This window comes from Dactylosporangium sp. NPDC000244 (assembly GCF_040300725.1).
GTDB lineage: Bacteria > Actinomycetota > Actinomycetes > Mycobacteriales > Micromonosporaceae > Dactylosporangium.
On record NZ_JBEPEH010000023.1, the window covers coordinates 20373 to 42414 of the forward strand.

21 protein-coding genes are annotated in these 22042 nt (G+C 74.1%); 13 read left to right on the top strand and 8 right to left on the bottom strand.

The annotated features are described in order from the left end of the window. The first annotated feature begins 90 nt into the window (after positions 1–90). Genes hisI through ligD form a run of 4 tightly spaced genes read left to right on the top strand, consistent with a single transcriptional unit; the run spans position 91 to position 3782 of the window. Positions 91–438 (top strand): phosphoribosyl-AMP cyclohydrolase, encoded by a 348-nt coding sequence (gene hisI, locus ABT369_RS30575; RefSeq protein WP_433609113.1) that lies wholly within the window; start codon positions 91–93, stop codon positions 436–438. Next, on the top strand, positions 435–1970 hold the full coding sequence (locus ABT369_RS30580) for an anthranilate synthase component I (protein ID WP_350617151.1): 1536 nt from the start codon (positions 435–437) through the stop codon (positions 1968–1970). Before hisI ends, ABT369_RS30580 begins: the two co-directional genes overlap by 4 nt. Next, positions 1967–2500 carry a Trp biosynthesis-associated membrane protein gene (locus ABT369_RS30585; RefSeq protein WP_350617153.1) on the top strand — a complete coding sequence of 178 codons (534 nt, stop codon included), beginning with the start codon at positions 1967–1969 and terminating at the stop codon, positions 2498–2500. The genes ABT369_RS30580 and ABT369_RS30585 overlap by 4 nt, the downstream gene beginning before the upstream one ends. Positions 2501–2510: 10 nt before the next feature. Beyond that, a complete protein-coding gene (gene ligD, locus ABT369_RS30590; RefSeq protein WP_350617155.1) occupies positions 2511–3782 on the top strand; it encodes a non-homologous end-joining DNA ligase in 1272 nt (423 codons plus the stop codon). A gap of 805 nt (positions 3783–4587) precedes the next feature. Here ligD and ABT369_RS30595 read toward each other — a convergent pair. Then, a complete protein-coding gene (locus ABT369_RS30595) occupies positions 4588–5658 on the bottom strand; it encodes a hypothetical protein (RefSeq protein WP_350617157.1) in 1071 nt (356 codons plus the stop codon). A 173-nt stretch (positions 5659–5831) separates the two neighbouring features. Here ABT369_RS30595 and trpC point away from each other — a divergent pair, with 173 nt between their 5' ends. Genes trpC through ABT369_RS30615 form a run of 4 tightly spaced genes read left to right on the top strand, consistent with a single transcriptional unit; the run spans position 5832 to position 9978 of the window. Then, positions 5832–6635 (top strand): indole-3-glycerol phosphate synthase TrpC, encoded by an 804-nt coding sequence (trpC, locus tag ABT369_RS30600; protein WP_350617520.1) that lies wholly within the window; start codon positions 5832–5834, stop codon positions 6633–6635. After that, the gene (gene trpB, locus ABT369_RS30605) at positions 6632–7855 is read left to right on the top strand and encodes a tryptophan synthase subunit beta (RefSeq protein WP_350617159.1); all 1224 of its coding nucleotides are present in this window, start codon (positions 6632–6634) and stop codon (positions 7853–7855) included. The genes trpC and trpB overlap by 4 nt, the downstream gene beginning before the upstream one ends. After that, positions 7852–8649 (top strand): tryptophan synthase subunit alpha, encoded by a 798-nt coding sequence (gene trpA / locus ABT369_RS30610; RefSeq protein ID WP_350617161.1) that lies wholly within the window; start codon positions 7852–7854, stop codon positions 8647–8649. Before trpB ends, trpA begins: the two co-directional genes overlap by 4 nt. Before the next feature lie 57 nt (positions 8650–8706). After that, positions 8707–9978 (top strand): outer membrane protein assembly factor BamB family protein, encoded by a 1272-nt coding sequence (locus tag ABT369_RS30615; protein ID WP_350617163.1) that lies wholly within the window; start codon positions 8707–8709, stop codon positions 9976–9978. Here ABT369_RS30615 and ABT369_RS30620 read toward each other — a convergent pair. Both ABT369_RS30620 and ABT369_RS30625 read right to left on the bottom strand, forming a co-directional pair. Then, positions 9967–10608: an SGNH/GDSL hydrolase family protein gene (locus ABT369_RS30620; protein WP_350617165.1), complete on the bottom strand. Its 642-nt coding sequence runs from the start codon at positions 10606–10608 to the stop codon at positions 9967–9969. The two genes, ABT369_RS30615 and ABT369_RS30620, sit on opposite strands and share 12 nt — an antisense overlap. An 85-nt stretch (positions 10609–10693) precedes the next feature. Then, positions 10694–11179, bottom strand: a complete 486-nt coding sequence (locus tag ABT369_RS30625) for an NUDIX hydrolase (protein ID WP_350617167.1) — start codon at positions 11177–11179, stop codon at positions 10694–10696. Positions 11180–11298: 119 nt separating this feature from the next. Here ABT369_RS30625 and lgt point away from each other — a divergent pair, with 119 nt between their 5' ends. Beyond that, on the top strand, positions 11299–12321 hold the full coding sequence (gene lgt / locus ABT369_RS30630) for a prolipoprotein diacylglyceryl transferase (RefSeq protein WP_350617169.1): 1023 nt from the start codon (positions 11299–11301) through the stop codon (positions 12319–12321). Next, positions 12321–13505, top strand: coding sequence for an FAD-dependent oxidoreductase (locus ABT369_RS30635; RefSeq protein WP_350617171.1), 1185 nt, complete (start codon positions 12321–12323; stop codon positions 13503–13505). Before lgt ends, ABT369_RS30635 begins: the two co-directional genes overlap by 1 nt. Here ABT369_RS30635 and bsaP read toward each other — a convergent pair. Both bsaP and bioB read right to left on the bottom strand, forming a co-directional pair. Further along, positions 13495–13674 (bottom strand): biotin synthase auxiliary protein BsaP, encoded by a 180-nt coding sequence (gene bsaP / locus ABT369_RS30640; RefSeq protein ID WP_350617172.1) that lies wholly within the window; start codon positions 13672–13674, stop codon positions 13495–13497. The two genes, ABT369_RS30635 and bsaP, sit on opposite strands and share 11 nt — an antisense overlap. Further along, entirely contained in the window at positions 13671–14654 is a 984-nt protein-coding gene (gene bioB, locus ABT369_RS30645; protein ID WP_350617174.1) for a biotin synthase BioB, read from the bottom strand. Before bioB ends, bsaP begins: the two co-directional genes overlap by 4 nt. Positions 14655–14759: 105 nt before the next feature. On the opposite strand from bioB, the gene ABT369_RS30650 reads away from it, so the two are divergent. Beyond that, positions 14760–15887 carry an 8-amino-7-oxononanoate synthase gene (locus ABT369_RS30650; protein WP_350617176.1) on the top strand — a complete coding sequence of 376 codons (1128 nt, stop codon included), beginning with the start codon at positions 14760–14762 and terminating at the stop codon, positions 15885–15887. Next, complete coding sequence (gene bioD / locus ABT369_RS30655) at positions 15884–16633, top strand: dethiobiotin synthase (RefSeq protein WP_350617178.1); 750 nt, start codon at positions 15884–15886, stop codon at positions 16631–16633. The genes ABT369_RS30650 and bioD overlap by 4 nt, the downstream gene beginning before the upstream one ends. Before the next feature lie 1307 nt (positions 16634–17940). On the opposite strand, the gene ABT369_RS30660 is transcribed toward bioD, so the two are convergent. Then, on the bottom strand, positions 17941–18570 hold the full coding sequence (locus ABT369_RS30660) for a histidine kinase dimerization/phospho-acceptor domain-containing protein (protein ID WP_350617180.1): 630 nt from the start codon (positions 18568–18570) through the stop codon (positions 17941–17943). A 151-nt stretch (positions 18571–18721) separates the two neighbouring features. Here ABT369_RS30660 and ABT369_RS30665 point away from each other — a divergent pair, with 151 nt between their 5' ends. After that, a complete protein-coding gene (locus tag ABT369_RS30665; protein WP_350617182.1) occupies positions 18722–19516 on the top strand; it encodes an ArsR/SmtB family transcription factor in 795 nt (264 codons plus the stop codon). Between the two features lie 195 nt (positions 19517–19711). Here ABT369_RS30665 and ABT369_RS30670 read toward each other — a convergent pair whose 3' ends face one another. Continuing rightward, positions 19712–20554 carry a L,D-transpeptidase gene (locus ABT369_RS30670; protein ID WP_350617184.1) on the bottom strand — a complete coding sequence of 281 codons (843 nt, stop codon included), beginning with the start codon at positions 20552–20554 and terminating at the stop codon, positions 19712–19714. A 10-nt stretch (positions 20555–20564) separates the two neighbouring features. Further along, the gene (pdxR, locus tag ABT369_RS30675) at positions 20565–21995 is read right to left on the bottom strand and encodes a MocR-like pyridoxine biosynthesis transcription factor PdxR (RefSeq protein WP_350617186.1); all 1431 of its coding nucleotides are present in this window, start codon (positions 21993–21995) and stop codon (positions 20565–20567) included. Positions 21996–22042: the final 47 nt, after the last annotated feature.

The following is a 22042-nucleotide window of genomic DNA, read 5'->3' on the forward strand; positions in this document are numbered from 1 at the left end:
CCGTGCGGCGCACCGCCAAGGTACCCCCTCAACACCAGCAGCCATAGACCCCAAACTGCCGAGTCTGCGCGGTGCGGGAGAATTGCCGTCGTGCCGTCGAACCTTGATCCAGAAGTGGCCGACCGTCTGCGCCGCAACGAGGCCGGACTCGTGCCGGCGATCGTGCAGGAGCACGGCACCGGCGAGGTGCTGATGCTCGCGTGGATGGACGACGAGGCCCTGCACCGCACGCTCACGACCGGTCGCGCCACGTACTGGTCGCGCAGCCGCAACGAGTACTGGGTGAAGGGTGAGACCTCCGGGCACGTCCAGCACGTCAAGTCGGTCGCGGTCGACTGCGACGGCGACACGCTGCTGATCACGGTCGAGCAGACCGGCGCCGCCTGCCACACGGGCAACCACACCTGCTTCTACACCCCGCTGGAGGTATCCGGATGACGACCGGCGCCGTGGCCCCCGACGAGGCCACCTTCCGCGAGCTCGCCCGCACCCGGCGTGTCGTTCCGGTGACGCGGCGCCTGCTGGCCGACGGCGAGACCCCGGTCGGCGTGTACCGCAAGCTGGCGGGCGGCCCCGGCACGTTCCTGCTGGAGTCCGCGGAGCAGGGGGCGGGCGCGGCGGGTGCCGTCTGGTCGCGGTACAGCTTCATCGGCGTCCGCAGCATGGCCACCCTCGTGGAGCGGGACGGGCGCGCGCTCTGGCTCGGGGCGCCCCCGGCGAACATCCCGGCCGACGGGGCCCCGACCGAGGTGCTCCGCGCGACCATCGCCGCGCTGACCGCCGACGACGCCGACCTGCGCGAGCTCAACCTGCCGCCGCTGTCGGGCGGCCTGGTGGGCTTCCTGTCGTACGACGCCGTCCGCCGCTTCGAGCGCCTCCCCGAGATCGCCCTCGACGACCTCGGCCACCCCGAGCTCGGGATGATGCTCGCCACCGATCTCGTCGCGCTCGATCACTTCGAGGGCGCCGCGCTGCTCATCGCCAACGCGGTGCTGCCCGCGGCCGGGGCCGACGACGCCGCGGTCGCCGCCGCGTACCACCAGGCCATCGGCCGGCTCGACGCGATGACCACCGCGCTGTCCCGCCCGACACCGCCGCTGGTGTCCACTGTGGACCGGGTGCCGCTCGGCGACGTGGTGAGCCGGACGCCGGCCGGGGAGTACCCGAAGGCGGTCGAGGCCGCCAAGGAGGCCATCCGCGCGGGGGAGTGCTTCCAGATCGTGGTCGCCCAGCGCTTCGAGCGCGCGACCGACGCCGATCCCCTCGACGTCTATCGCGTACTGCGCACGACCAACCCCAGCCCGTACATGTACCTGCTGCGCTTCGACGGCTTCGACGTGGTCGGGTCCTCACCCGAGGTACACGTGAAGGTCGACGGGCGGCGGGCACTGCTGCATCCGATCGCGGGCACGCGGTGGCGCGGGGCGACGCCGGAGGAGGACGCGGCGCTCGCGGCCGACCTGCTCGCCGACCCCAAGGAGCGCTCCGAGCACGTGATGCTCGTCGACCTGGCCCGCAACGATCTCGGGCGGGTGTGCAAGCCCGGCACGGTGGAGGTGCCCGAGTTCATGACGGTCGAGCGGTACTCGCACGTCATGCACATCGTCTCGACCGTCGTCGGCGAGCTGCACGACGACCGCACCGCCTTCGACACCCTCGCGGCCACGTTCCCGGCCGGCACCCTGTCCGGGGCGCCGAAGGTCCGCGCGATGGAGATCATCGAGGAGCTCGAGCCGACGCGCCGCGGCCTGTACGGCGGCGTCGTCGGGTACTTCGGCTTCGGCGGCGACATGGACACCGCCATCGCCATCCGCACCGCGCTGCTGCGCGACCGCACCGCGTACGTCCAGGCCGGCGCCGGCATCGTGGCCGACTCCGACCCGGCGGCGGAGGAGACGGAGACGCGCAACAAGGCCGCCGCGGTGCTGGCCGCCATCGCGACCGCCGAGACGCTGCGGCCGGCCCGGTGAAGGTGAACCTGTCGGGGCGGCGGGGCCTGGCGACCACGACGGTGGCCTGTGCCGTGGCGGCTGCGGTCGTACTGTTCGCCGCCACCCGATCCTGGCAGACAGTCGTCACCGTGCAGCCGGCCCCGCTGCCGCCGCTGAAGGTCGACCGCACCGGCACCGAGATCGCGCCCTGGCTCACCGCGCTGGCCGTCGTCGGGCTCGCCGGCGCCGGCGCGCTGCTGGCCACCCGGGCCGCCGCCCGGCTCGCGGTCGGCGTCCTGCTCGTCGTCGCCGGTGCCGGCGTGGCCGTCGCGTCCCTGGTGGCCCTCGGCGACCACGTCCGGGTGGCCTGGCCGCTGCTGTGCGTGCTCGGCGGCCTCGTCGTGGCCGCGGCCGGCGTGGTCACCGTGCGCTCGGGCCGCTCGTGGCCGGGCATGGGCGCGCGCTACGAACGCACCTCCACGCCGGCCCGCCGCCAGCACGCGCAGACCGACATGTGGGACGCGCTCGACCGGGGCGAAGATCCGACGAGGGGTGATCGACCCGAGTAGGGTTCGGCCCATGGCGAGCAGCGCTGAGGAAGTGATCGAGGTCGCCGGGCGCGAGGTGACGATCACCAATCCGCACAAGGTGTACTTCCCGAAGTCCGGCCGCACGAAGATCGACGTGGTTCGCTACTACCTGGCCGTCGCCGACGGTGCCCTGCGGGGCGCGGGCGGGCGGCCGATGGCCCTCAAGCGATACGTCAACGGCATCGAGGGCGAGGCCTTCTTCCAGAAGCGCGCGCCCGCCAAACGGCCGGACTGGATCGAGACCGCGGAACTGCGCTACCCGTCCGGCCGCACCGCCGAGGAGATCGTCCTGCGCGACGCCGCCCAGCTCGCCTGGGTGGTCAACCTCGGCTGCCTGGAGCTGCACACCCACTCCGTGCTCGCCGAGGACCTCGACCACCCCGACGAGCTGCGCATCGACCTCGACCCGGTGCCGGGCGTGCCCTGGGGCCAGGTCGTCGACGTGGCGCTCATCGCGCGGGAGGTCCTCGAGGAGTACGGGCTCGCGGGCTGGCCGAAGACCTCCGGCTCCCGCGGCTTCCACATCTACGCGCGCATCGCGCCCCGCTGGACCTTCGCCGAGGTCCGCCGCGCCGCCGAGGGCTTCGCCCGCGAGGTCGCCCGCCGCGCCCCGGACCTCGCGACCGGCGCGTGGTGGAAGGAGGAGCGGCAGGGGGTGTTCCTCGACTACAACCAGAACGCGAAGGACCACACCACCGCGTCCGGTTATTCGGTACGCCCGTCGGAAGAGGCGAAGGTCTCGGCCCCCCTGAGCTGGGACGAGGTCCCCGGCTGCGACCCCGCCGCCTACACCGTGGACACCGTGCCCGCCCGCCCCGACCCGTGGACGGGCATCGAGTCCGCCCGCGGCTCGCTGGAGCCGCTGCTGGAGCTCGCGTCCACCTTCAAGAAGCGCGCGCCCGCCAAGAAGGGCGCCGGCCGCCGCCAGCCGAGCATGCCCCTGATCGAGATCACGCGCACCGCCACCCGCGAGGAGGCCCTGGCCGACCTCGACCGCTGGAAGGAGCGCCACGCGACGGTCTGGCCCCTCCTGGAGCCCGCCGACGTCCTGGTCGACTCGATGCGGGGGATCAACTCGGTCTGGTACCGCATCCGCATCAACCTCATCCACGTCCCCGAGGCCGAACGCCCGGAGCAGGAGCCGCTGGAGCACGAGTTCGACCCCTTCGCGAAGTGGAAGGAAATGCAGGCGAGGGGCGAGATCCCGGCCCGCTGGCGCCGCCCGGAGCCGGAGCCGGTCCCGGAGCACGAGGAGTCCTGACCGTCCCAGCCGCGACGCCCGCAAGTCCGCACTGCGGCCCGGCCGGTCCTGCGGCGCACGCGCTCGTCTTCGCCTTCGCCTTCGTCTTCGCCGAGGCCGACGGCAACGACTGGATCAGCGCCACCGCGAGCATGATCGCGACGGGCCGGGAGCGTGACGTGCTACGTCGTGCCGGAAGCAGCCGGATCCCGCGCGGACCACGGCCGGCGCGTGCGCTGAGGCCCGGCTGGCACGGCCCGGAAGGACGGCGCCGCAGGAGCCGGGACGAGCACGGGCGGTGCGGGAAAGCTGGCCCCGCGTGCATCGCGGCCGGAATGCGGTGTGCCGGAAGATCGGCGCCTGTCCGCGAGGTGCGAAGCCGAGGCCGGAAGCGATGCAGGAGCCGGGGACGAGTTGCGGGGTGTGCGGGAAGGCCGGTCCGCGTGTGGATCGTGGCTGGCGTGTGCGCGCTGCGGGCCGGCGCGGCGTGGTGTCGGAAGAGTGGCGCCCGTCCGCGAGGTGCGAAGCCGAGGCCGGGAGCGGTGCAGGAGCCGGGGCCGAGTGCGGGGCGGCGGAAAGGTCAGTCGCGTGTGGATCGTGGCTGGCGTGCGCGGTGCGGCCCGGTCGGCGCGGTGCCGGAAGAGCGGTGCCTGTCCGCGAGGTGTGAAGCCGGGGCCAGGAGCGGTGCGGGAATCGGCGGACGACCGGCAGAGGACCCGCAGATGAGGGGCGTGCGGCGCCTGTCCGCGAGGTGTGAAGCCGGGGCCGCGAGTGGCGCGGGAACCGGCGGGCGAGCCGCGGATGAGGCTGTGGAGGAAGACGGGCGTCACCGGGCCTCCTCGGGGGTGTCGACCCAGCCCGCCATGAGCACCAGCCCGGTCGGGCGGTGCACGGCGAGATAGCCGAACGGCTCGTCGAAGCGCACCGTCACCCGCAGCGCCCGGGCCGTGCCCTCCGCCGGACCCGGCAGCATCGGCACGACCGGTGCGCGCGTCACCGGCGCGGCGCGGAACCCGGGGCCGGTGAAGGCCGCCGCCACGCTCACCCCCGCCGCCGCCACCCGCAGCGGCTCGGTGCTGATGCCCGGGAACAGGCCGGGAGCGGCGGCCGCGCGCAGGCCGAACACGTCGGCCGCGCCGAGCAGGTCGTGGGCGGCCGAGGCCGCGAAGCGGGGCACCTTCACGACGAGCTCGGGCGCCGGGTCGTCGGCGTCGACGAGGGCCGCGGTGATCCCGGGGCCGCGGCGGCCGACGGGGGCGGCCGTGAACGTTTCCACGGCCGCGGCGAGCACGGCCGGTGCCGGGGCCGTGCCGCCCGCGGTGCACAGGACCACGTCGACGTCGCCGGTGCCGCGGACGGTGAGCAGCGTGACCGGGCCGGCGGGGGTGGTGGCGCAGCGCAGGGCGGTCAGGTCGGGGTCGCGGCGGTGCAGCGACGCGAGGCGCCGGCCCGCCCACGGGCCGGTCGCGGGGCGCAGCACGCCGTCGGTGAACGGGTCGGCCCAGTCGGCGGTGACGGCCAGGGCCGCGGCCAGGACCAGGGCGCCCTCGTCGGCGACGGCGAATCCGAACGGGGGCACCGGTGCGCCGGTCTGGGCCGCGGCCCAGGCGTCCAGCAGCGGGCGGTCGATCGCGGGGTCGCCGGTCAGGCGCGGGTCGGCGCGGGCGGCCCAGTCGAGGGTGAGCGGCACCCCCTCCCGCGCCCACAGCCCGAGCGCGCCGCGGACGGGAAGATCGAGCGGCGTGGGGGCGACCGCGAGCAGCTCGCTGCGGGCCCGGCCGCCGGCGACGGAGGCGAGCAGGGCCAGCAGGGGATAGATCGCCGCCGCCGAGAGGACCGCCGCGGCGGACACGGACGCCCAGGTGGCCGTCAATGTGTTCGCTCGCGTCACGCTCATGCCGACACCCTAGAGCGGGGGTACGACAAAACGCGGCGGCGAGGCATTATGCCCTAGTCCATCAGGTGATGTCGGCCATACCCCCGCGACCGTCCACTGACCGGGGGCGACCTAGCATCGGTCGCATGACCACCGGAGAGGGGAGCTCCTTGATCAACGCGGAAAGCGGCCGGGTGCTCGACGAGATCCTCGCCGGAGTGCGCGAGGACCTGGCGGTCCGCGAGGCCCAGGTGCCCCTGGCAGAGATCAAACAGCGCGCCGCCGAGGCCCCGCCGCCGAGGGACGCCTACGCCAAGCTGCGCGCCCCCGGCGTCGGCGTCATCGCCGAGGTCAAGCGCGCCTCGCCGTCGAAGGGCGCGCTGGCCGAGATCCCGGACCCGGCGGAGCTCGCGAAGGAATACGCGGCCGGCGGTGCCCGCTGCGTGAGCGTGCTCACCGAGGGCCGGTGGTTCGGCGGCAGCCTCGACGACTTCGCGGCCGTGCGGGCCGCGATCGACATCCCGATGCTGCGCAAGGACTTCGTGGTGTCGTCGTATCAGGTGCACGAGGCCCGGGCCTACGGCGCCGACCTGGTGCTGCTGATCGTCGCCGCGCTCGACCAGAACACGCTCTCCGGGCTCCTCGACCGCATCGAGAGCCTCGGCATGACGGCCCTGGTCGAGGTGCACGACGAGGAGGAGACCGACCGTGCGCTGGAGGCCGGCGCCCGGGTCATCGGGATCAACGCGCGCAACCTGCGCACGCTCGAGGTCGACCGGACGGTGTTCGAGCGCATCGCGCCCGGGCTGCCGGCCGAGGTCGTCAAGATCGCCGAGTCGGGGGTCCGCGGGCCGCACGACCTGATCCGCTACGCCTCCGCCGGCGCCGACGCCGTGCTGGTCGGCGAGGGCCTGGTCACGCAGAAGAGCCCGCGCGACGCCGTCGCCGAGCTCGTCACCGCAGGCAGCCACCCGGCCACCCCGCGGGCGGCCCGGTGAGTGCCGGCGCGTTCCTCTCGGCGGCGGGCCTGCTGCCCGACCCCGAGGGGCACTTCGGCACCTACGGCGGCCGGTTCGTCCCCGAGGCGCTCATCGCCGCGCTCGACCAGCTCGACGCCGCCTACCGCCACGCCCAGGCCGACGAGGCGTTCCAGGCCGAGTTCGGGCGGCTGCTGCGCGACTACGCCAACACGCCCAGCCCGCTCTACCGGGCCGAGCGGCTCGCCCGCGGTACCGGTGCGACGATCTTCCTCAAGCGCGAGGACCTCAACCACACCGGTGCGCACAAGGTCCGAAACGTCCTCGGCCAGGCGCTGCTGACCAAGCGCATGGGCAAGACCCGGGTCATCGCCGAGACCGGGGCGGGCCAGCACGGCGTGGCCAGCGCCACCGCCTGCGCGCTGCTCGACCTCGAGTGCGTCGTGTACATGGGCGAGGAGGACACCCGCCGTCAGGCCCTCAACGTCGCCCGCATGCGCATGCTCGGCGCCACCGTCGTGCCCGTCACGACCGGCTCCAAGACGCTCAAGGACGCGATCAACGAGGCCCTGCGCGACTGGGTGACCAACGTCGACGACACGCACTACCTGCTCGGCACGGCGGCCGGCCCGCACCCGTTCCCGGCGATGGTCCGCGACTTCGTCGGCGGGATCAGCGTCGAGGCCCGCCGGCAGATCCTCGAGCAGACCGGCCGGCTGCCCGACGCGGTCGCGGCCTGCGTCGGCGGCGGCTCCAACGCGATCGGCGCGTTCCACGCGTTCGTGCCCGACACGGACGTGCGCCTCTACGGCTTCGAGGCGGGCGGCGACGGCGTCGACACCGGCCGGCACGCGGCCAGCATCACCGGCGGCTCGACCGGCGTGCTGCACGGCGCGCGGACCTACCTGCTGCAGGACGAGGACGGCCAGACGGTCGAGTCACACTCGATCTCGGCCGGCCTGGACTACCCGGCGGTCGGGCCCGAGCACGCCTACCTGCACGACACCGGCCGCGCCCGCTACGAGCCGGTGACCGACGCCGAGGCGATGGACGCGTTCAAGCTGCTGTGCCGCACCGAGGGCATCATCCCGGCGATCGAGAGCGCGCACGCCGTCGCCGGGGCGCTGCGCGTCATCCCGGCCCTGGCCGCCGAGCTGGGCCGCGAACCGACCGTGGTCGTGTGCCTGTCCGGCCGCGGGGACAAGGACATGGACACCGCCCGGGAGTGGTTCGGCGTATGAGCGTCCAGACCGCGTTCGACAAGGCCAAGGCCGAGGGGCGCAGCGCGCTGATCGGCTACCTGCCGGCCGGGTTCCCGGATGTCGCCACCGCGACGGACGCCGTCCGCGCCATGATCGACAACGGGGTCGACATCGTCGAGGTCGGCCTGCCGTACTCCGACCCGGTCATGGACGGCCCGGTCATCCAGCGCGCCACCGAGGCCGCGCTCGCCGCGGGCTTCCGGGTCCGCGACGGCCTGGCCACCGTGGAGGCCGCGGCGGCGACCGGCGCGCCGATCCTCACCATGACCTACTGGAACCTCGTCGAGCGCTACGGCGTCGAGCGCTTCTCCGCCGACCTGGCCGCGGCCGGCGGGGCGGGCCTCATCACGCCCGACCTCATCCCGGACGAGGCCGGCCCGTGGCTGGCCGCGTCCGACCAGCACGGCCTCGACCGCGTCTTCCTGGTCTCGCCGTCCTCGACCGACGCCCGCATCGCGAGCACCGTCGCGGCCTGCCGCGGCTTCGTCTACGCCACGAGCGTCATGGGCGTCACCGGCGCCCGCGACCGGACCAGCAGCGCCGCCCCCGTGATCGTCGAGCGGGTCCGCGCGATCGGCTCGAGCGTGCCGGTCGCGGTCGGCCTCGGCGTCTCCAACGGCGCCCAGGCGGCCGAGACCGCGGCCTTCGCCGACGGCGTCATCGTCGGCAGCGCGCTCGTGCGGTGCCTGCTGGAGGCCGACAGCCCGGCGGCCGGCGTCGCGGCGGTGGCCAAGCTGAGCGCGGAACTGGCCGAGGGCGTTCGCCGCCACTAACGGGCGGGTGGGCTCGTTGAGTCCCCCGTGCGGCTTTCTTTCCGTTTTGTACCACACGTGCTCCTCCTGGCGGCCATGTCCTCCGCGCTGGTCTCCCTGCCCGGCGGGGCGGAGGCGGCCGGCATCGGCTACGGCTCCACCGCCGACGCCGACTGGCGGCAGGACGGCGGCGACCCCGGCCGCTCCGGTCACCAGGCGCTGACCGGCCCCCTGGACGCCGCCACCGCGAAGCACCTGCGTCCGGCCTGGGCCGCGCCCGCCACCCGCCCCGGCGAGCAGGTCGGCGGCGCGATCGTGATCGACGGCACCGTGTTCCGTTCGTCCGGCGGCCCGTCGGGGCAGATCCGCCGCTACGACGCCGCGACCGGGCACGACCTCGGCCCCGTGGCCGACGCCCCGGGCCTGGCGTTCGGGCAGCTGGCGGCGGCCGGGGACACGCTGCTCGTCGAGGCGATCGAGCGCCCGGCGCTGCGGCGCACGCTGCGCGCGTACACCTTGCGGGGCGAACGGCAGTGGACCGTGGACCTGCCCGACGCGGTCTCGGGCGGCTTCACCGCGGCCGGCGACCTGATCCTGCGCGCGGCCGGCGACATCCTCACCGCGTACCGCACCGCCGACGGCTCGGCCGCCTGGACCGCCCCGCTCGGCGGTGAGCCCGGCTTCCACGTCCCGGTCCGGCTCGGCGGCCTCGTCCTGCAGGGCATCGAACCGGGCGGCATCACGACGATCGGCACCGAACCGAACACCGTCGAGACGAGCGGGTCCAACGGCACCCAGCCGGGCATCGCGGCCTTCGACGCCCGCACCGGCGCCCAGGTCTGGCGGCGACCCGCGAGCGGCGCCGAGCTCGTGGCGGCCGGCGACGCCGTGTACGCGGTCGGCGAGCGCGGCATCTGCGCCTACGCCGCCGCCGACGGCGCCGTGCGCTGGTGCGACGCGCAGACCCTGGAGGCGCCGGTGCACGCGAGCCTCGGCGACGGCGCGCTCTTCGTCGTCGACGGCCACGGCGGCCTGGCCGCGTTCGACACCGGCACCGGGGCCCGGCGCTGGCGGACCTCCTACGGCCTCGGCGGGGAGGTCGACGCCTCCTACTGGGCGCCGGTGAACGGCGGTGGCGTCGTCTACGCGGTGGTGTACCACTTCGCGGTCCGTGGCGGCGTGAGCACCCACCGCGTCGAGCTGATCGCGGCCGACACGAGCACCGGCCGGCTCATCCGGCGCCTGGAGATCGGCGTGGACGCCATGCGCGGCGAGGAGCCCCTGCTGCTGGCCGGCGATCACGTGTACTTCGCCGCCGTCCAGAAGCTCCACGCGTTCTCAGCCTCGTAGCGCGGCCCGCCAGGTGTCCCGGATCGCCTGAGCGCCCCAGGCGTTCGGCTCGATGTGCCCGCACAGCCACAGCTCGCGGTTGGCCGGGTGCGAGTCGGACCGGGTGATGTCCCCGGCCTGCGCGCCGTGCCCGAGGAACGCCCCGTGCAGGTCCGCGACGGCCGCGCCGTGCCGGGCCGCCGCCGCCCGGATCGCCGCGTTCATGGAGTGCAGCAGCGCCAGGCCCTCGTCGACGTCGGGCAGCCCGGCCCACGAGAGGTCCCCGGTGCCGTCGGTGGGGTCGTACACGGTGCTCACCACGATCCGCGCGCCGGTCGCGGCGAGGGTCGCCAGGGTCGCGTCGTAGTTCGCGGCGGTCGCCTCGACCGCGGCCGGCACCTTGTCGGGGGACTCGACGATCGCGGTGAGCAGGTCGTTGCCGCCCATCGTGATGGTCACCAGGGCCGGGCGCCCCGCGACCTGGCCGAGCTGGCGGCGCACGACGTCATCGCTCGTCGCGCCGTCGCGCGCGAGCAGCTTCAGCTCGATGCCGAGGTCGTCGGCGAGCAGGGAGGCGGCGCCCAGTCCGGGCCCGCCCGCGTAGTCGTCGATCGACATCGAGTCGCCGAGCGCGTAGTACCGCGGGGCCATACCGAAGATCATCGCGGATGGGGGGCACCGCGATCCAGAGGGCGAGGCGGCGGTCCCGGTCCCTCATGAAAACTACGGGAAAACTTCAGGCGTCGATGACTTCGGGCTCGGGGTCGCGCTCGAGCTCGCGGATCACGCCGGCCCGCCTGGCGGCGGCGTCGGCGAGCGCGGTGCGCGTCGTCGCGGTCATCGGCTCGGGCAGCGCACCGGGGGAGTGCCACGACAGCCGGCTGATCCGGCCGGGGGCGTTGACGGCCGGGCCGCCGCCGTCGAGCCGGCCGCGGAAGACGTGCACGAACAGGTCGGGGGTGCTGCTGCCACACCCGTCGCCGGTCAGCTGATACATGCCGAGCAGCTCGACGACCTCGGTCTCCAGGCCGGTCTCCTCGCGGACGTCCCGGATGACTGCGTGTACCGGGCTCTCCTCCGCGCGGATCTTCCCGCCCGGCAGGCCCCACAGCCCGTGGCCGCCGGCCTGCCGGCAAAGAAGAACGCGGCCGGCCGCGTCCTCGATGACCGCGGCGACCGCGCAGGTCACCTTGCTACCGTTACTCAGCGTTGAGTAGCTCATGTCCCGACTCTAGGCCGACCTGCACAGCGTCGCGAGACCTTCGCTGGTGGTGATCTCTCCAGGGTGTCCACCCGGCCCGGGCATCGCTTCCTGGCGGATCGGCGGTAGCGTGTGCACCCGTGAATGCTGCCCTCTCTCCGCTGGCCGAGATCCCGAGCCCGACCCGTGGCGTCTGGGACCTCGGACCGATTCCCCTGCGCGCCTACGCACTCTGCATCGTGCTGGGCATCGTGGCCGCCTGCTACATCGCCGACCGCCGCCTGCGGGCGCGGGGCGCGCCGCCGTGGGTGATCCTCGACGTGGCGATCTGGGCGGTGCCGTTCGGCATCGTCGGCGCCCGGCTCTACCACGTGATCACGTCCCCGGAGGCGTACTTCGGGGAGAACGGCTCGATCCTCAAGGCATTCAAGATCTGGGAGGGCGGCCTCGGCATCTGGGGCGGCATCGCGGCGGGCGCGCTCGGCGCCTACATCGCGTGCCGCCGGATGAACCTGCCGTTCGCGATGACGGCCGACGCGCTCGCCGTCGCGCTGCCGGTGGCCCAGGCGCTCGGGCGCTGGGGCAACTGGTTCAACAACGAGCTGTACGGCAAGGAGACCTCCCTGCCGTGGGGCCTCAAGGTCTACAACTGGGACACCGAGCACGGCCGGGCCCTCGAGGCCGGCGGGCAGCCGATCGTCCTGGGCGTGTTCCAGCCGACGTTCCTCTACGAGTCGCTGTGGTGCATCGGCGTCGCCGTGGCCGTCTGGCTGCTCGACCGCAAGTACCGCTTCGGCCGCGGCCGCGCCTTCGCGATCTACGTGATGCTCTACACCGTCGGGCGCTTCTGGGTCGAGCTGCTGCGCATCGACGACGCGCACCACTTCCTGGGCATGCGCCTGAACAACTGGACGTCGATCATCGTCTTCGCCGCGGCGCTCGTGTACTTCCTGCGCGTGCGCGGCCCGCAGGAGCACGTCACGTACGACGAGGACGGCAACATCACGCTGGTCAACCCGGACGCCGCCCCGGCCGACGCCGGAGCCGGCGAGGAGCCGAAGGCGGTCGGGGCCGAGGCGGCTCCCGAGCCCGAGGAAGAACCCGGGGAAGAACCCGGGGAAGCGGCGAAGGAAGACCAGGAAACCAAGGAAACGCAGGGCTGATGCGCACGGCGGTAGTGGTCGGCGCCGGCATCGGCGGGCTCGCCGCCGCCGGCGCGCTGGCCCGCTCCGGCTGGAAGGTCACCCTGCTCGAACGCGACGACCGGCTCCGGCCCGGCCGCGCCGCGCTGGTCCTGTGGCCCAACGGGGTCCGCGCGCTGCGGGCCCTGGGCCTGGCCGCCGGCCTGGACGGCATCTCCACGCCGGTGCCGCCCGCGGGCATCCGCCGGCCGGACGGCTCCTGGCTGGTGCCGCCGGCCGCGGTCACGACCACCGGCGACGTCGGCTCGCCGCCGGTCGTCGTGCACCGCGAGGACCTGCACGACGCGTTCATCGCCGGCCTCGGCGACCAGGTCGACGTCCGCAGCGGCATCGCCGTGCAGAGCGCCCGGGTGCGCCGCGACCGGCCCGCGGTCGGCGACGGCCGGGTCACGTTCGAGGCCGACCTGATCGTGGCCGCGGACGGGCCGGACAGCGCGATCCGGCGCCGGCTCGCCGCCGCGACCACCTTCGCCAGCGCCGGGTTCGCGGCGTGGCGGGCGGTCATCCCCTGGTACCGCGTTCCCGAGCTCCCCGCCGGCCTCCCCGCGCACGGCGAGCTCCTCGGCTCCGGGCAGCGCTTCGCCTACGCGTCGCTGGGGGAGCGCGGCTCGGCCGGCGGCTCGACCCGCGGCGGTATCTACTGGGTCGCGACCGTGCCCGGGGCGCTGCGCCCCGAGCCGCCCGCCGGCCAGCTGGCCCTGCTGCGGCGCTGGTTCGCCGGCTGGCACGCGCCCGTGGCCCAGCTGCTGGACGCCACCGAGGCCGAGGACCTGGTGCAGGAGCCGGTCGGCGAGCTAACCCCGCTGCCGGACACGTTCGGGCCGGTGGCGGGCGCGGGCGGCTACGCGCTCGTCGGCGACGCGGCCCACGCCATGCCCCACCACCTGGCCCAGGGCGCCTCCCTCGCGCTGGAGGACGTGGCGACCCTGCAGACGGTGCTCGCGGGCGGGGCGGTGCCGGCGGCGCTGCAGGAGTACAACCGGCTGCGCCGTCCCCGGATTCTGCGGGTGCTGCAGCAGACCCGCAAAGCCGCGGCGGTGCTGCAGAGCCGCGGCCGGATCGCGGCCTCCATCGCCCGGGTGAACCCCCGCACGCTGGAGCGCGCCGCGGCCGCGGCGACCGAGTGGGGCGGCCCTACCTCGTGAGCACGCCGTGCTCGACGCAGGCGGCCGACCACCCGCTCGGCAGCACCTGGACCTTCATGCGGCGGCGGCAGTGGGTGCAGTACCGCGGCGGCTCGAGCGTCCTGGCCTGCGCACACGCGTCGTGCGAGCCGCCGGCCAGCGGCTCCCCGCACCGGTCGCAGTAGGTCACAGCGTCGCCGACAGGGCCTTGACCGGCATGCTCAGCTCGTCCAGCAGCGCCAGGTCCTGCTCGGGCGAGCGGCCCAGCGTGGTCAGGTAGTTGCCCACGATCACCGCGTTGACGCCGCCGAGCAGCCCGTCACGGGTGCCGAGGTCGCCCAGGGTGATCTCCCGGCCGCCCGCGTACCGCAGCAGCGTCCGCGGCAGCGCCAGGCGGAACGCGGCGATCGCCCGCAGCGCGTCCTTCGGGTCGAGCACCGGCTGCTCGGCCAGGGGCGTGCCCGGGCGCGGGTTGAGGAAGTTCAGCGGCACCTCGTGCGGGTCGAGCTCCTGCAGCTGGATCGCGAACTCGGCGCGCTGCTCGACGCTCTCGCCGAGGCCGAGGATGCCGCCGCAGCAGACCTCCATGCCGGCCGCGCGGACCATCCGCAGCGTGTCCCAGCGCTCGTCCCAGGTGTGGGTGCCCACGACGTTCGGGAAGTAGGACTTCGCGGTTTCGAGATTGTGGTTGTACCGGTGGATGCCCAGCTCGGCCAGCCGGTCCACCTGCGCCTGGGTGAGCATGCCGAGCGAGGCGGCGATGTTGATGTCCACGGCCGCGCGGATCGCCGCGACCCCGTCGGCGAGCTGCGTCATGAGCCGCTCGTCGGGCCCGCGCACCGCGGCCACGATGCAGAACTCGGTCGCGCCCGTCGCCGCGGTCTGCCGCGCCGCCTCGACCAGCGAGGGGATGTCGAGCCAGACGGCCCGCACCGGCGAGGCGAACAGGCCCGACTGGGAGCAGAAGTGGCAGTCCTCGGGGCAGCCGCCGGTCTTGAGCGACACGATGCCCTCGACCTCGACCTCCGGGCCGCACCAGCGCATCCGCACGTCGTGGGCGATCGCGAGGTATTCCGGCAGCTCCTCGTCGGCGCAGGTCAGCACCGCGAGCACCCCGTCGAGGTCGAGGCCCTTGCCGGTGTCCAGCACGGCCTTGGCAGCATCAAGCATGCTCGTACCTTACAAATCGTTCGGGTCGCCTGTCCGTACCCGATGACTTTGTGCACACCGCACAATCGGTATCGTAGGGGTCCTACAACGGCAGGGGGAGTCCCGGTGGAGTGGCTGACCGCGCTCGATGAGGAGGCCGCGGCCCGGCGGGCGGCCGGTCTGCGCCGTGAGCTGCGGCCCCGCGCTGCCGATCTGCTCGACCTGGCGGGCAACGACTATCTCGGCCTCTCCCGCCACCCGGCGGTGCTCGCCGCCGCCGCTTCCGCATTGTCGGCGTACGGTCTCGGCGCCACGGGCTCGCGCCTGGTGCGCGGGACGACCGCGCTGCACGAGGAGCTGGAGGACGGCCTCGCCGCGCTGCTCGGGTTCGAGTCGGCGCTGGTGTACTCCTCCGGCTACCTGGCCAACCTCGGCGCCGTGCGCGCCCTGGCCCGCCCCGGCGCGCTGATCGTCTCCGACGCCCACAACCACGCCTCCATCGTCGACGGCTGCCGCCTCGCCCGGGCCGGCCGCGACGGGACCGAGACCGTGGTCGCCCCGCACGCCGACCCCGACGCCGTCCGCGCTCTCCTCGCGGCGCACCCGGGCCGCCCGGCGCTGGTCGTGACCGAGAGCGTCTTCTCCGTCGACGGCGACCTGGCGCCGCTGCCCGAGCTCTACGAGGCCGCCCGCGCCCATGGCGCCCTGCTGCTCGTCGACGACGCCCACGCCCTCGGGGTCATCGGCCCCCGCGGCGCCGGCGGGGTCGCCGCGGCCGGCCTGGCGGGCGCGCCTGGCCTGGTGGTGACCGCGACCCTGTCGAAGTCCCTGGGCGCGTCCGGCGGCGTGATCGTGGGCCCGCCCCAGCTGCACCGCCAGCTCGTCGACACCGGCCGCACCTTCATCTTCGACACCGCCCTCCCGCCCGCCGTGGCCGCCGGCGCCCGCGCCGCGCTGGACCTGCTGGCCGGCGGCGACGACCTGCGCGCCGAGCTGCGCGCCCGGGCCGCCCGCGCGGCCGAGCGCCTGGAGGTCCCCACCCCGGCCGGCGGCGTCATCTCGGTCGCGGCCCCCGGTCCGGACGAGGCCCTGGCGTGGGCGCAGGCCTGCCGCGAGCGGGGCGTGGCGGTAGGCTGCTTCCGCCCACCGTCCACACCGGACGGACGTTCCCGCCTGCGCCTGACCGTCAACGTCGGCCTCGCGCCCGAGGCCTTCGACGAGGCGCTCGACATCATCCTGAAGGAACGCCCTTGAACGCCCCCCTGGACGCACTGTTCGGCGAGGAGATCCCGGGCCCGCTCACCGGCCCGCTCGTGATCACCGGAACCGACACCGGCGTGGGCAAGACCATCGCGACCGCCGCCATCGCCGCCGCCGCCACGGCCGCGGGCCAGCGCGTCGCCGTGGTCAAGCCGGCCCAGACCGGCACCGCCGACGGCGACGAGCCGGACGCGACGACCGTGGCCCGCCTGGCCGCCCCGGACACGACCCGCACCCTGTCCGAGTTCCCGGACCCGCTCGCCCCGCTGGCCGCGGCCCGGGTGGCGGGCGAGGACGCGCTCACGGCGGTGATGGCCCAGCTGGCGATCCGCTCCGTCGTCGAGGACCATGACGTGACGCTGATCGAGGGCGCCGGCGGCCTGCTGGTCCCGCTCGGCGAGGGCGGCTGGACGATCCTGGACCTGGCCGCGGCGCTGCAGGCCACGGCGATCGTGGTCGCCCGGCCCGGGCTGGGCACCCTGAACCACACGGCCCTCACCCTGCGGGCCCTGGCCGAGCGGGAGATCCCGGCGCTGGTGGTCTTCGGCACCTGGCCGGCGGAGCCGGAACTCGTACACCGCACCAACCTGCACGACCTGGACGGCGACCTGGCCGGCGCGATCCCGGACGGGGCGGGGGCGATGACGCCGGAGGTGTTCCGGCGGGAGGCCCTGCACTGGCTGGACGCACGCCTGCATGGGCGCTTCGATCCTGTGGCGTTCCGCTCGCATAGCCGCTGACGTTTTCGCGCGAAAAGTCGGGCGCTGCGCGCTGCGACTTTTCGGACATTTCGCCTGTCGGGCGATAAATGCGATGTCAACGTCTGGGGGTCTTTACCTTCGCTGGGCGGTCGGAGGTGTGGCCGGTGCGGGCCGTCGTTGGTCGCCCAATGCGTAAGCGTGGTCCAGTGGCGTCGTTGCCCACTGGGCATTCCTCTCGGCCGTTGTGAATGTGCCTGGTTCGTGCGGGTCATCATTCGGTGGTCCCGGTTTCAATATGTTCGCCATTTGTGCTTCGGCGTGGTCCAGGGTCGAGGTTTCGGTCGTATTCTGGGATAATTCTTGGTATGGGGCAGATGCAGTTGTTCAGTTCTCGGGAATTGGCTGCTATGCGGGATCGGACGAAGGCCCGGAATTGGTGGCCGGGGAAGGGCGAGTTTCGTCGGGAAGCACAGCGGCGGCGTGATTGGGGTTTGGTGATGCGGCATGCTGAGAAGCTGCGCCGTATCCATGGACCTGCAGAAAACGCCCCGGCACAAACGCAATCCGACGCAAACCAGCCCGTCGAGGAAAATCCCGCCAGCGTCTGCTCCGAGGCTGCCACAACTCAACAATCTCGCAGGCCGCAGCCGCGCAATTGCACCGCCGAAAGCGACCGGGACACCGCCACCCGCGCACGCCCAGTCCGACCCGAACCAGCGGCACCGATCCAATCGGCGATCACATTCAACCGCTTTTTTGCCACGGCTCGGACCATCGTGCCGCGCGACAGCGGCGCGTGGCTGTCGTGCGCAGGGGAGGGTTGCGCGCGAGTAGGAGTTGAGGCGCTGTCCGTGTCGCGTGCCGGGAGCGTCCGTCGATGGCCCCGCGATGCCCGACCGCCGACGCAGCTCGTGGTGCTCGGACGCGCGCCGTGTGAATCCGGAGTGCGGGCCGCGCGGCGTTCGGCCGCCTATGCGGATGCGGCGCATGGCGGCGTGCGGCGCTCGGGCGCCTGCGTGAACGGGACGCGTGAGGGCATACGGAGGCGCCCAGCGCTCAGGCCCCGGGGTGCACGCAGCGCGGGGACATGCGGCTTGGGCATCTGCGTGGATGCGGCGCCGGCGGGAGCGTGCCCGTGGACGCGGCGTGCGGCTCGGGTGCCTGCGTGGAGATGGGGCCTGCGGCGCTTGGATGCCTGCGTGAACAAGGCGCTCACGGGCGCGCGTCGTGCGAACAACGTTCGCGTGAACAAGGCGTCCAGCGCTCAGCCGCGCGCCCGGGCGCCCGCGTAAACACGCCGCGCTCGTGGATGAACGCGGCTGAGCCGTGCGGAAAAGCGAGAAGAATCAGCGCGGCGACGGGGCCAGGACCGAGGACGGCAGTGACAGCCGGAACGAGGTGTCGTCCAAGCGCAACTCCCCGCCGCACAGGTTCGCCACCGCCCGAGCAACCTGTACGTCCGGGGCCGGCTTCGGGGGTGAGTCGCTCGGGCGTCGCTGGGGGGCGGCCGACGTCAGTTCGCCCGCCGGCACGATTCGGGCGTCGAGGCGGATGGACGGGTCGCGGCGCAAGGTTATCTCCACGTGGGCGCGCGGCGGTGCCGCGATCGTCAGCCACAGGACGAGCTGGCCCACCAGGTGGCGGCAGATCATCTCGTCCACGGCGACCCGGGCGGTCTCGGGCACGTCGGCGTGCACGCTCACCGCACCGGCGACCGCCACCCGGCGGGCCAGGTCCACGGCGTCGCGTACCACGGCCACGAGGTCCGTCGCGCCCTCCCGAGCGGGCGGGGTGGTGGTCGTGGAGGCCAGGGGGAGCACGACGCTGTCGACGTACCGCTCCAGCCGCAGCGCGTTGCGATCGATCGCGTCCAGGCATGCCGCACCATCGCCGGGGCCGTCCGGCGGCAGGTCGTCGCGCAGCAGGCGGGTGTACGCCTTGATCGAGGTCAGCGGCGTGTGCAGCTCATGGCGCATGCGGGCCGCCGCATCATCACCGGTGGTGAACACAGAACGTCAAACCGGGTGCGGCACCGCGAAGGTTCGCCCAGTCACTCGTTCGCGTTGACAGGCAACCAAATGGCTGCCTAACATAGGCAACCGAAAGGCTGCGTATTAAGGTGCGACGGTGACTGATGTGTTCCGGGCGCTGGCCGACGAGAGCCGGCGCGCGCTGCTCGACCGGCTCAACCACGCCAACGGGCAGACCCTGCGCGAGCTCTGCGCGGGCCTGGACATGACCCGCCAGTCGGTCAGCAAACACCTGGCCGTGCTGGAGGAGGCCGGCCTGGTGACCACGGTCCGCCGGGGCCGGGAGAAGCTGCACTACCTCAACGCCGCCCCGATCAGCGACATCGCCGAGCGCTGGATCAGCCGCTACGACCGGCGGCGGGTCGACGCGCTCGCCGACCTCAAGAAGGCTCTGGAGGGACCATCGATGAGCAGACCCGAGTTCGTCTACACGACCTACATCCGCACCACGCCCGAGCAGCTCTGGAAGGGCATCACGGACCCCGCGTTCACCCGGCAGTACTGGGGGCTGGCCTTCGAGACCGACTGGCGCCCCGGCTCCGTGATGACCTGGCGGCTCGACCGCAACGACACGGTGCTCGCCGATCCCGAGCAGGTGGTGCTCGTCGCAGACCCGTTCACCCGCCTGTCGTACTCATGGCACAGCCTCACCCCCGAGTGGGCCAAGGCCTACGACATCGACGAGCGCTACCTCGACGAGGTCGCGGGGGAGCCGCGCTCCAAGGTGACGTTCGAGCTCGAGCCGCGCGGCGAGCACGTGAAGCTCACCGTGACGCACGACGGCTTCGAGGAGGGCAGCGCGGTGCTCCCGGGCCTGTCGGAGGGCTGGCCGGAGCTGATCGCGAGCCTGAAGTCGCTGCTGGAGACCGGCGAACCCCTGAACACGGCATGAGATACCGCTAAATCGTGAAATGTCCGATATGTCGCGGCGCGAAGCGCCCGACATATCGCCGCCCCGAACGGTCCCGCGCAAACCCAAGCACATGACTCGGGTCCGCGGTGGTGCGGACCGTCGCTCCCGCCAGACACCGCTCGGCGCTGCGCGCCGTCGCTGCCGGGTCCGCCGCCGGTCACCCCGATCCGATCCCTACGGGAGCACGACCACCGAGGTGCCCGAGCCGATGTTGTCCAGCAGGGTCTTCTGGGCCGCCGGCGGCATCCGCACGCAGCCGTTGGACTTGCGGTAGCCGAACTCGTTGCGGTACCAGGCGTGGATGCCCGTGTGTGCGTCGGCCAGCCCGCTCGCGACGGCCTTCTTGTCGTCCGGCACCGCGCCGAGGGCGAGCACGTCCAGCCCCGCGTACACCTTGCTCGGCTGCGCCGAGCGCCCCAGCACGAAGGTCCGCCCGAGCGGCGTCTCGGTCGCGGGCGCGCCGACGGTCACGGTCCACGTCTGCTGGGCCTGGCCGTCGCGCACCCAGGTGAGCGTGTAGGCGCCGCGGTGCACGACGATCTGGTCGCGCAGCGGGGTGGTGCTCCAGCCGCCCGGCGGCAGCCAGCCGATGCTGCGGTTCATCGACGGCAGCAGCACCGCCACCCAGCCGTCCTGCCGGGCGACCACCGGCATCACGAGGTTCACGCCGCTGATCTGCGGGGTCAGGTACGCCCGCGCCGTGCCCCCCACCCCGTCGTACACCGGCTGCTTCTCCCGCACCTGCAGCCCCTCCGTCAGCGGGACGGTCGAGGCCTGGTCGGGGTCGGCCGGGAACCCGGCCGCCGCCTGCGTGTAGGTGATCGTGGTCAGCCCCGCGGCGGGCGGGGCCGCGCTCGGCGGGGCGGTCGACGGCGCCGGCGAGGAGGGCCCGGCCACGAGCGTCGCCGGGTCCGGGGCGGCCGGCGTGGCGCCGGGCCCGGCCTGGTGGTGCTTGGCGGAACACCCCGTGAGGGTGATCGCGAGCGCGGCGAGGACGACGGCGCGGCGGGCGAGCATGGGTATGAACTTAGCGGCTCAGGGCCGCCGCCGTGTCGGTCAGCCGGTCCAAGGCGGCCGGCAGATCGGCCGTGGCGATGGCGCCGAACCCGATGGCGAGCCCGGGATCGTCGGCCGGGGACGCGTAGAAATGCGACAACGGCTCCACGGCCACCTCCGCGGCCCGCAGCGCGCGCACGAGCGCGCCGACGTCGACCGGTCCGGTGCAGCGCAGTGCCAGGTGCAGCCCGGCGCTGGACGGGACCGGCGCGAACCAGGGCGCCAGCGGCCCGGCGGCGGCCTTGACCACGAGGTCGTGGCGGGCCGCGTACACCCGGCCGACCTTGCGCAGGTGCCGCCGCAGCAGCCCCTCGTCGATGAACGCGGCGAGGGCCGCCTGCGCCGCGGGCTCGCCGTGCCAGTCGGCCAGGGCGCGGGCCGTGCGCAGCGCCGGGCGCAGGGCCTCGGGCGCGACCAGGAACCCGAGGCGCAGCGACGGCAGCAGCGTCTTGGAGAACGAGCCGACGTAGATGACCCGGCCCGTGCGGTCGAGGCTCTGCAGCGGCTCCAGCGGCCGGTCGGAGTAGCGGAACTCGCTGTCGTAGTCGTCCTCGACGATCGCGGCGCCGTGCTCCTGGGCCCAGGCCAGCAGCGCGGTGCGCCGCGGAAGCGACATCGCGGTGCCCAGCGGGTGCTGGTGGGAGGGGGTGACGTACACCAGCCGCGCCGCCGCGGGAATGCGGTCCACGACGATCCCGTCGGCGTCGACCGGCACCCCGGCGACCCGCGCGCCGTGGCTGCCGAACAGCCGCCGGGCGGGCCGGTAGCCGGGCTCCTCGACGGCGACGACCGCGCCCGGCTCGACGAGCACCCGCGCGACGAGGTCGAGCCCCTGCTGCGCGCCCGCGGTGATGAGCACGTCCGCGGGGGCGGCCCGCACCGAGCGCGACAACCCGATGTGCCGGGCGACGGCCGCGCGCAACGGCGGCAGCCCGGCCGGATCGTCGTACTCCGCGGACGCCCGCACCGAGCGCGCCAGCAGCCGCCGCCAGGTGGCGAGCGGAAACAGCGACGCGTCGGGGTGCCCGATGCGCAGGTCGAGCCGGGCCCCGGGGGTGGGGGACGCGTCGGGCGGAATCCCCAGGAACCGCGGCGTCGGCCGCAGCGGGCCGGCGGGCGCGCGGCGGGAGAGGGCGGGCGACCCGCCGTACGACACGAACGTCCCCGCCCCCGACCGCCCGGCGAGGAATCCGTCCCCGACGAGGCGGTCGTAGGCGGCGGCGACCGTGTTGCGGGCGACCGACAGGTCCCGGGCCAGCTCCCGGCTCGGCGGCACCCGCTCCCCGGGCCGCAGCCGCCCGTCGAGGATCGCGTCGCGCAGCTGCCGGTAGATCCGGTCGGTGCGGTCGCCGCGGCCCTCCAGGCTGATGTGCAGGTCCACCGGCTTGGCCCAATCGATCATGCGCGGGATTGGCCCTTCAGCGGGGCCAAATCCGACCCTAGCGTCGG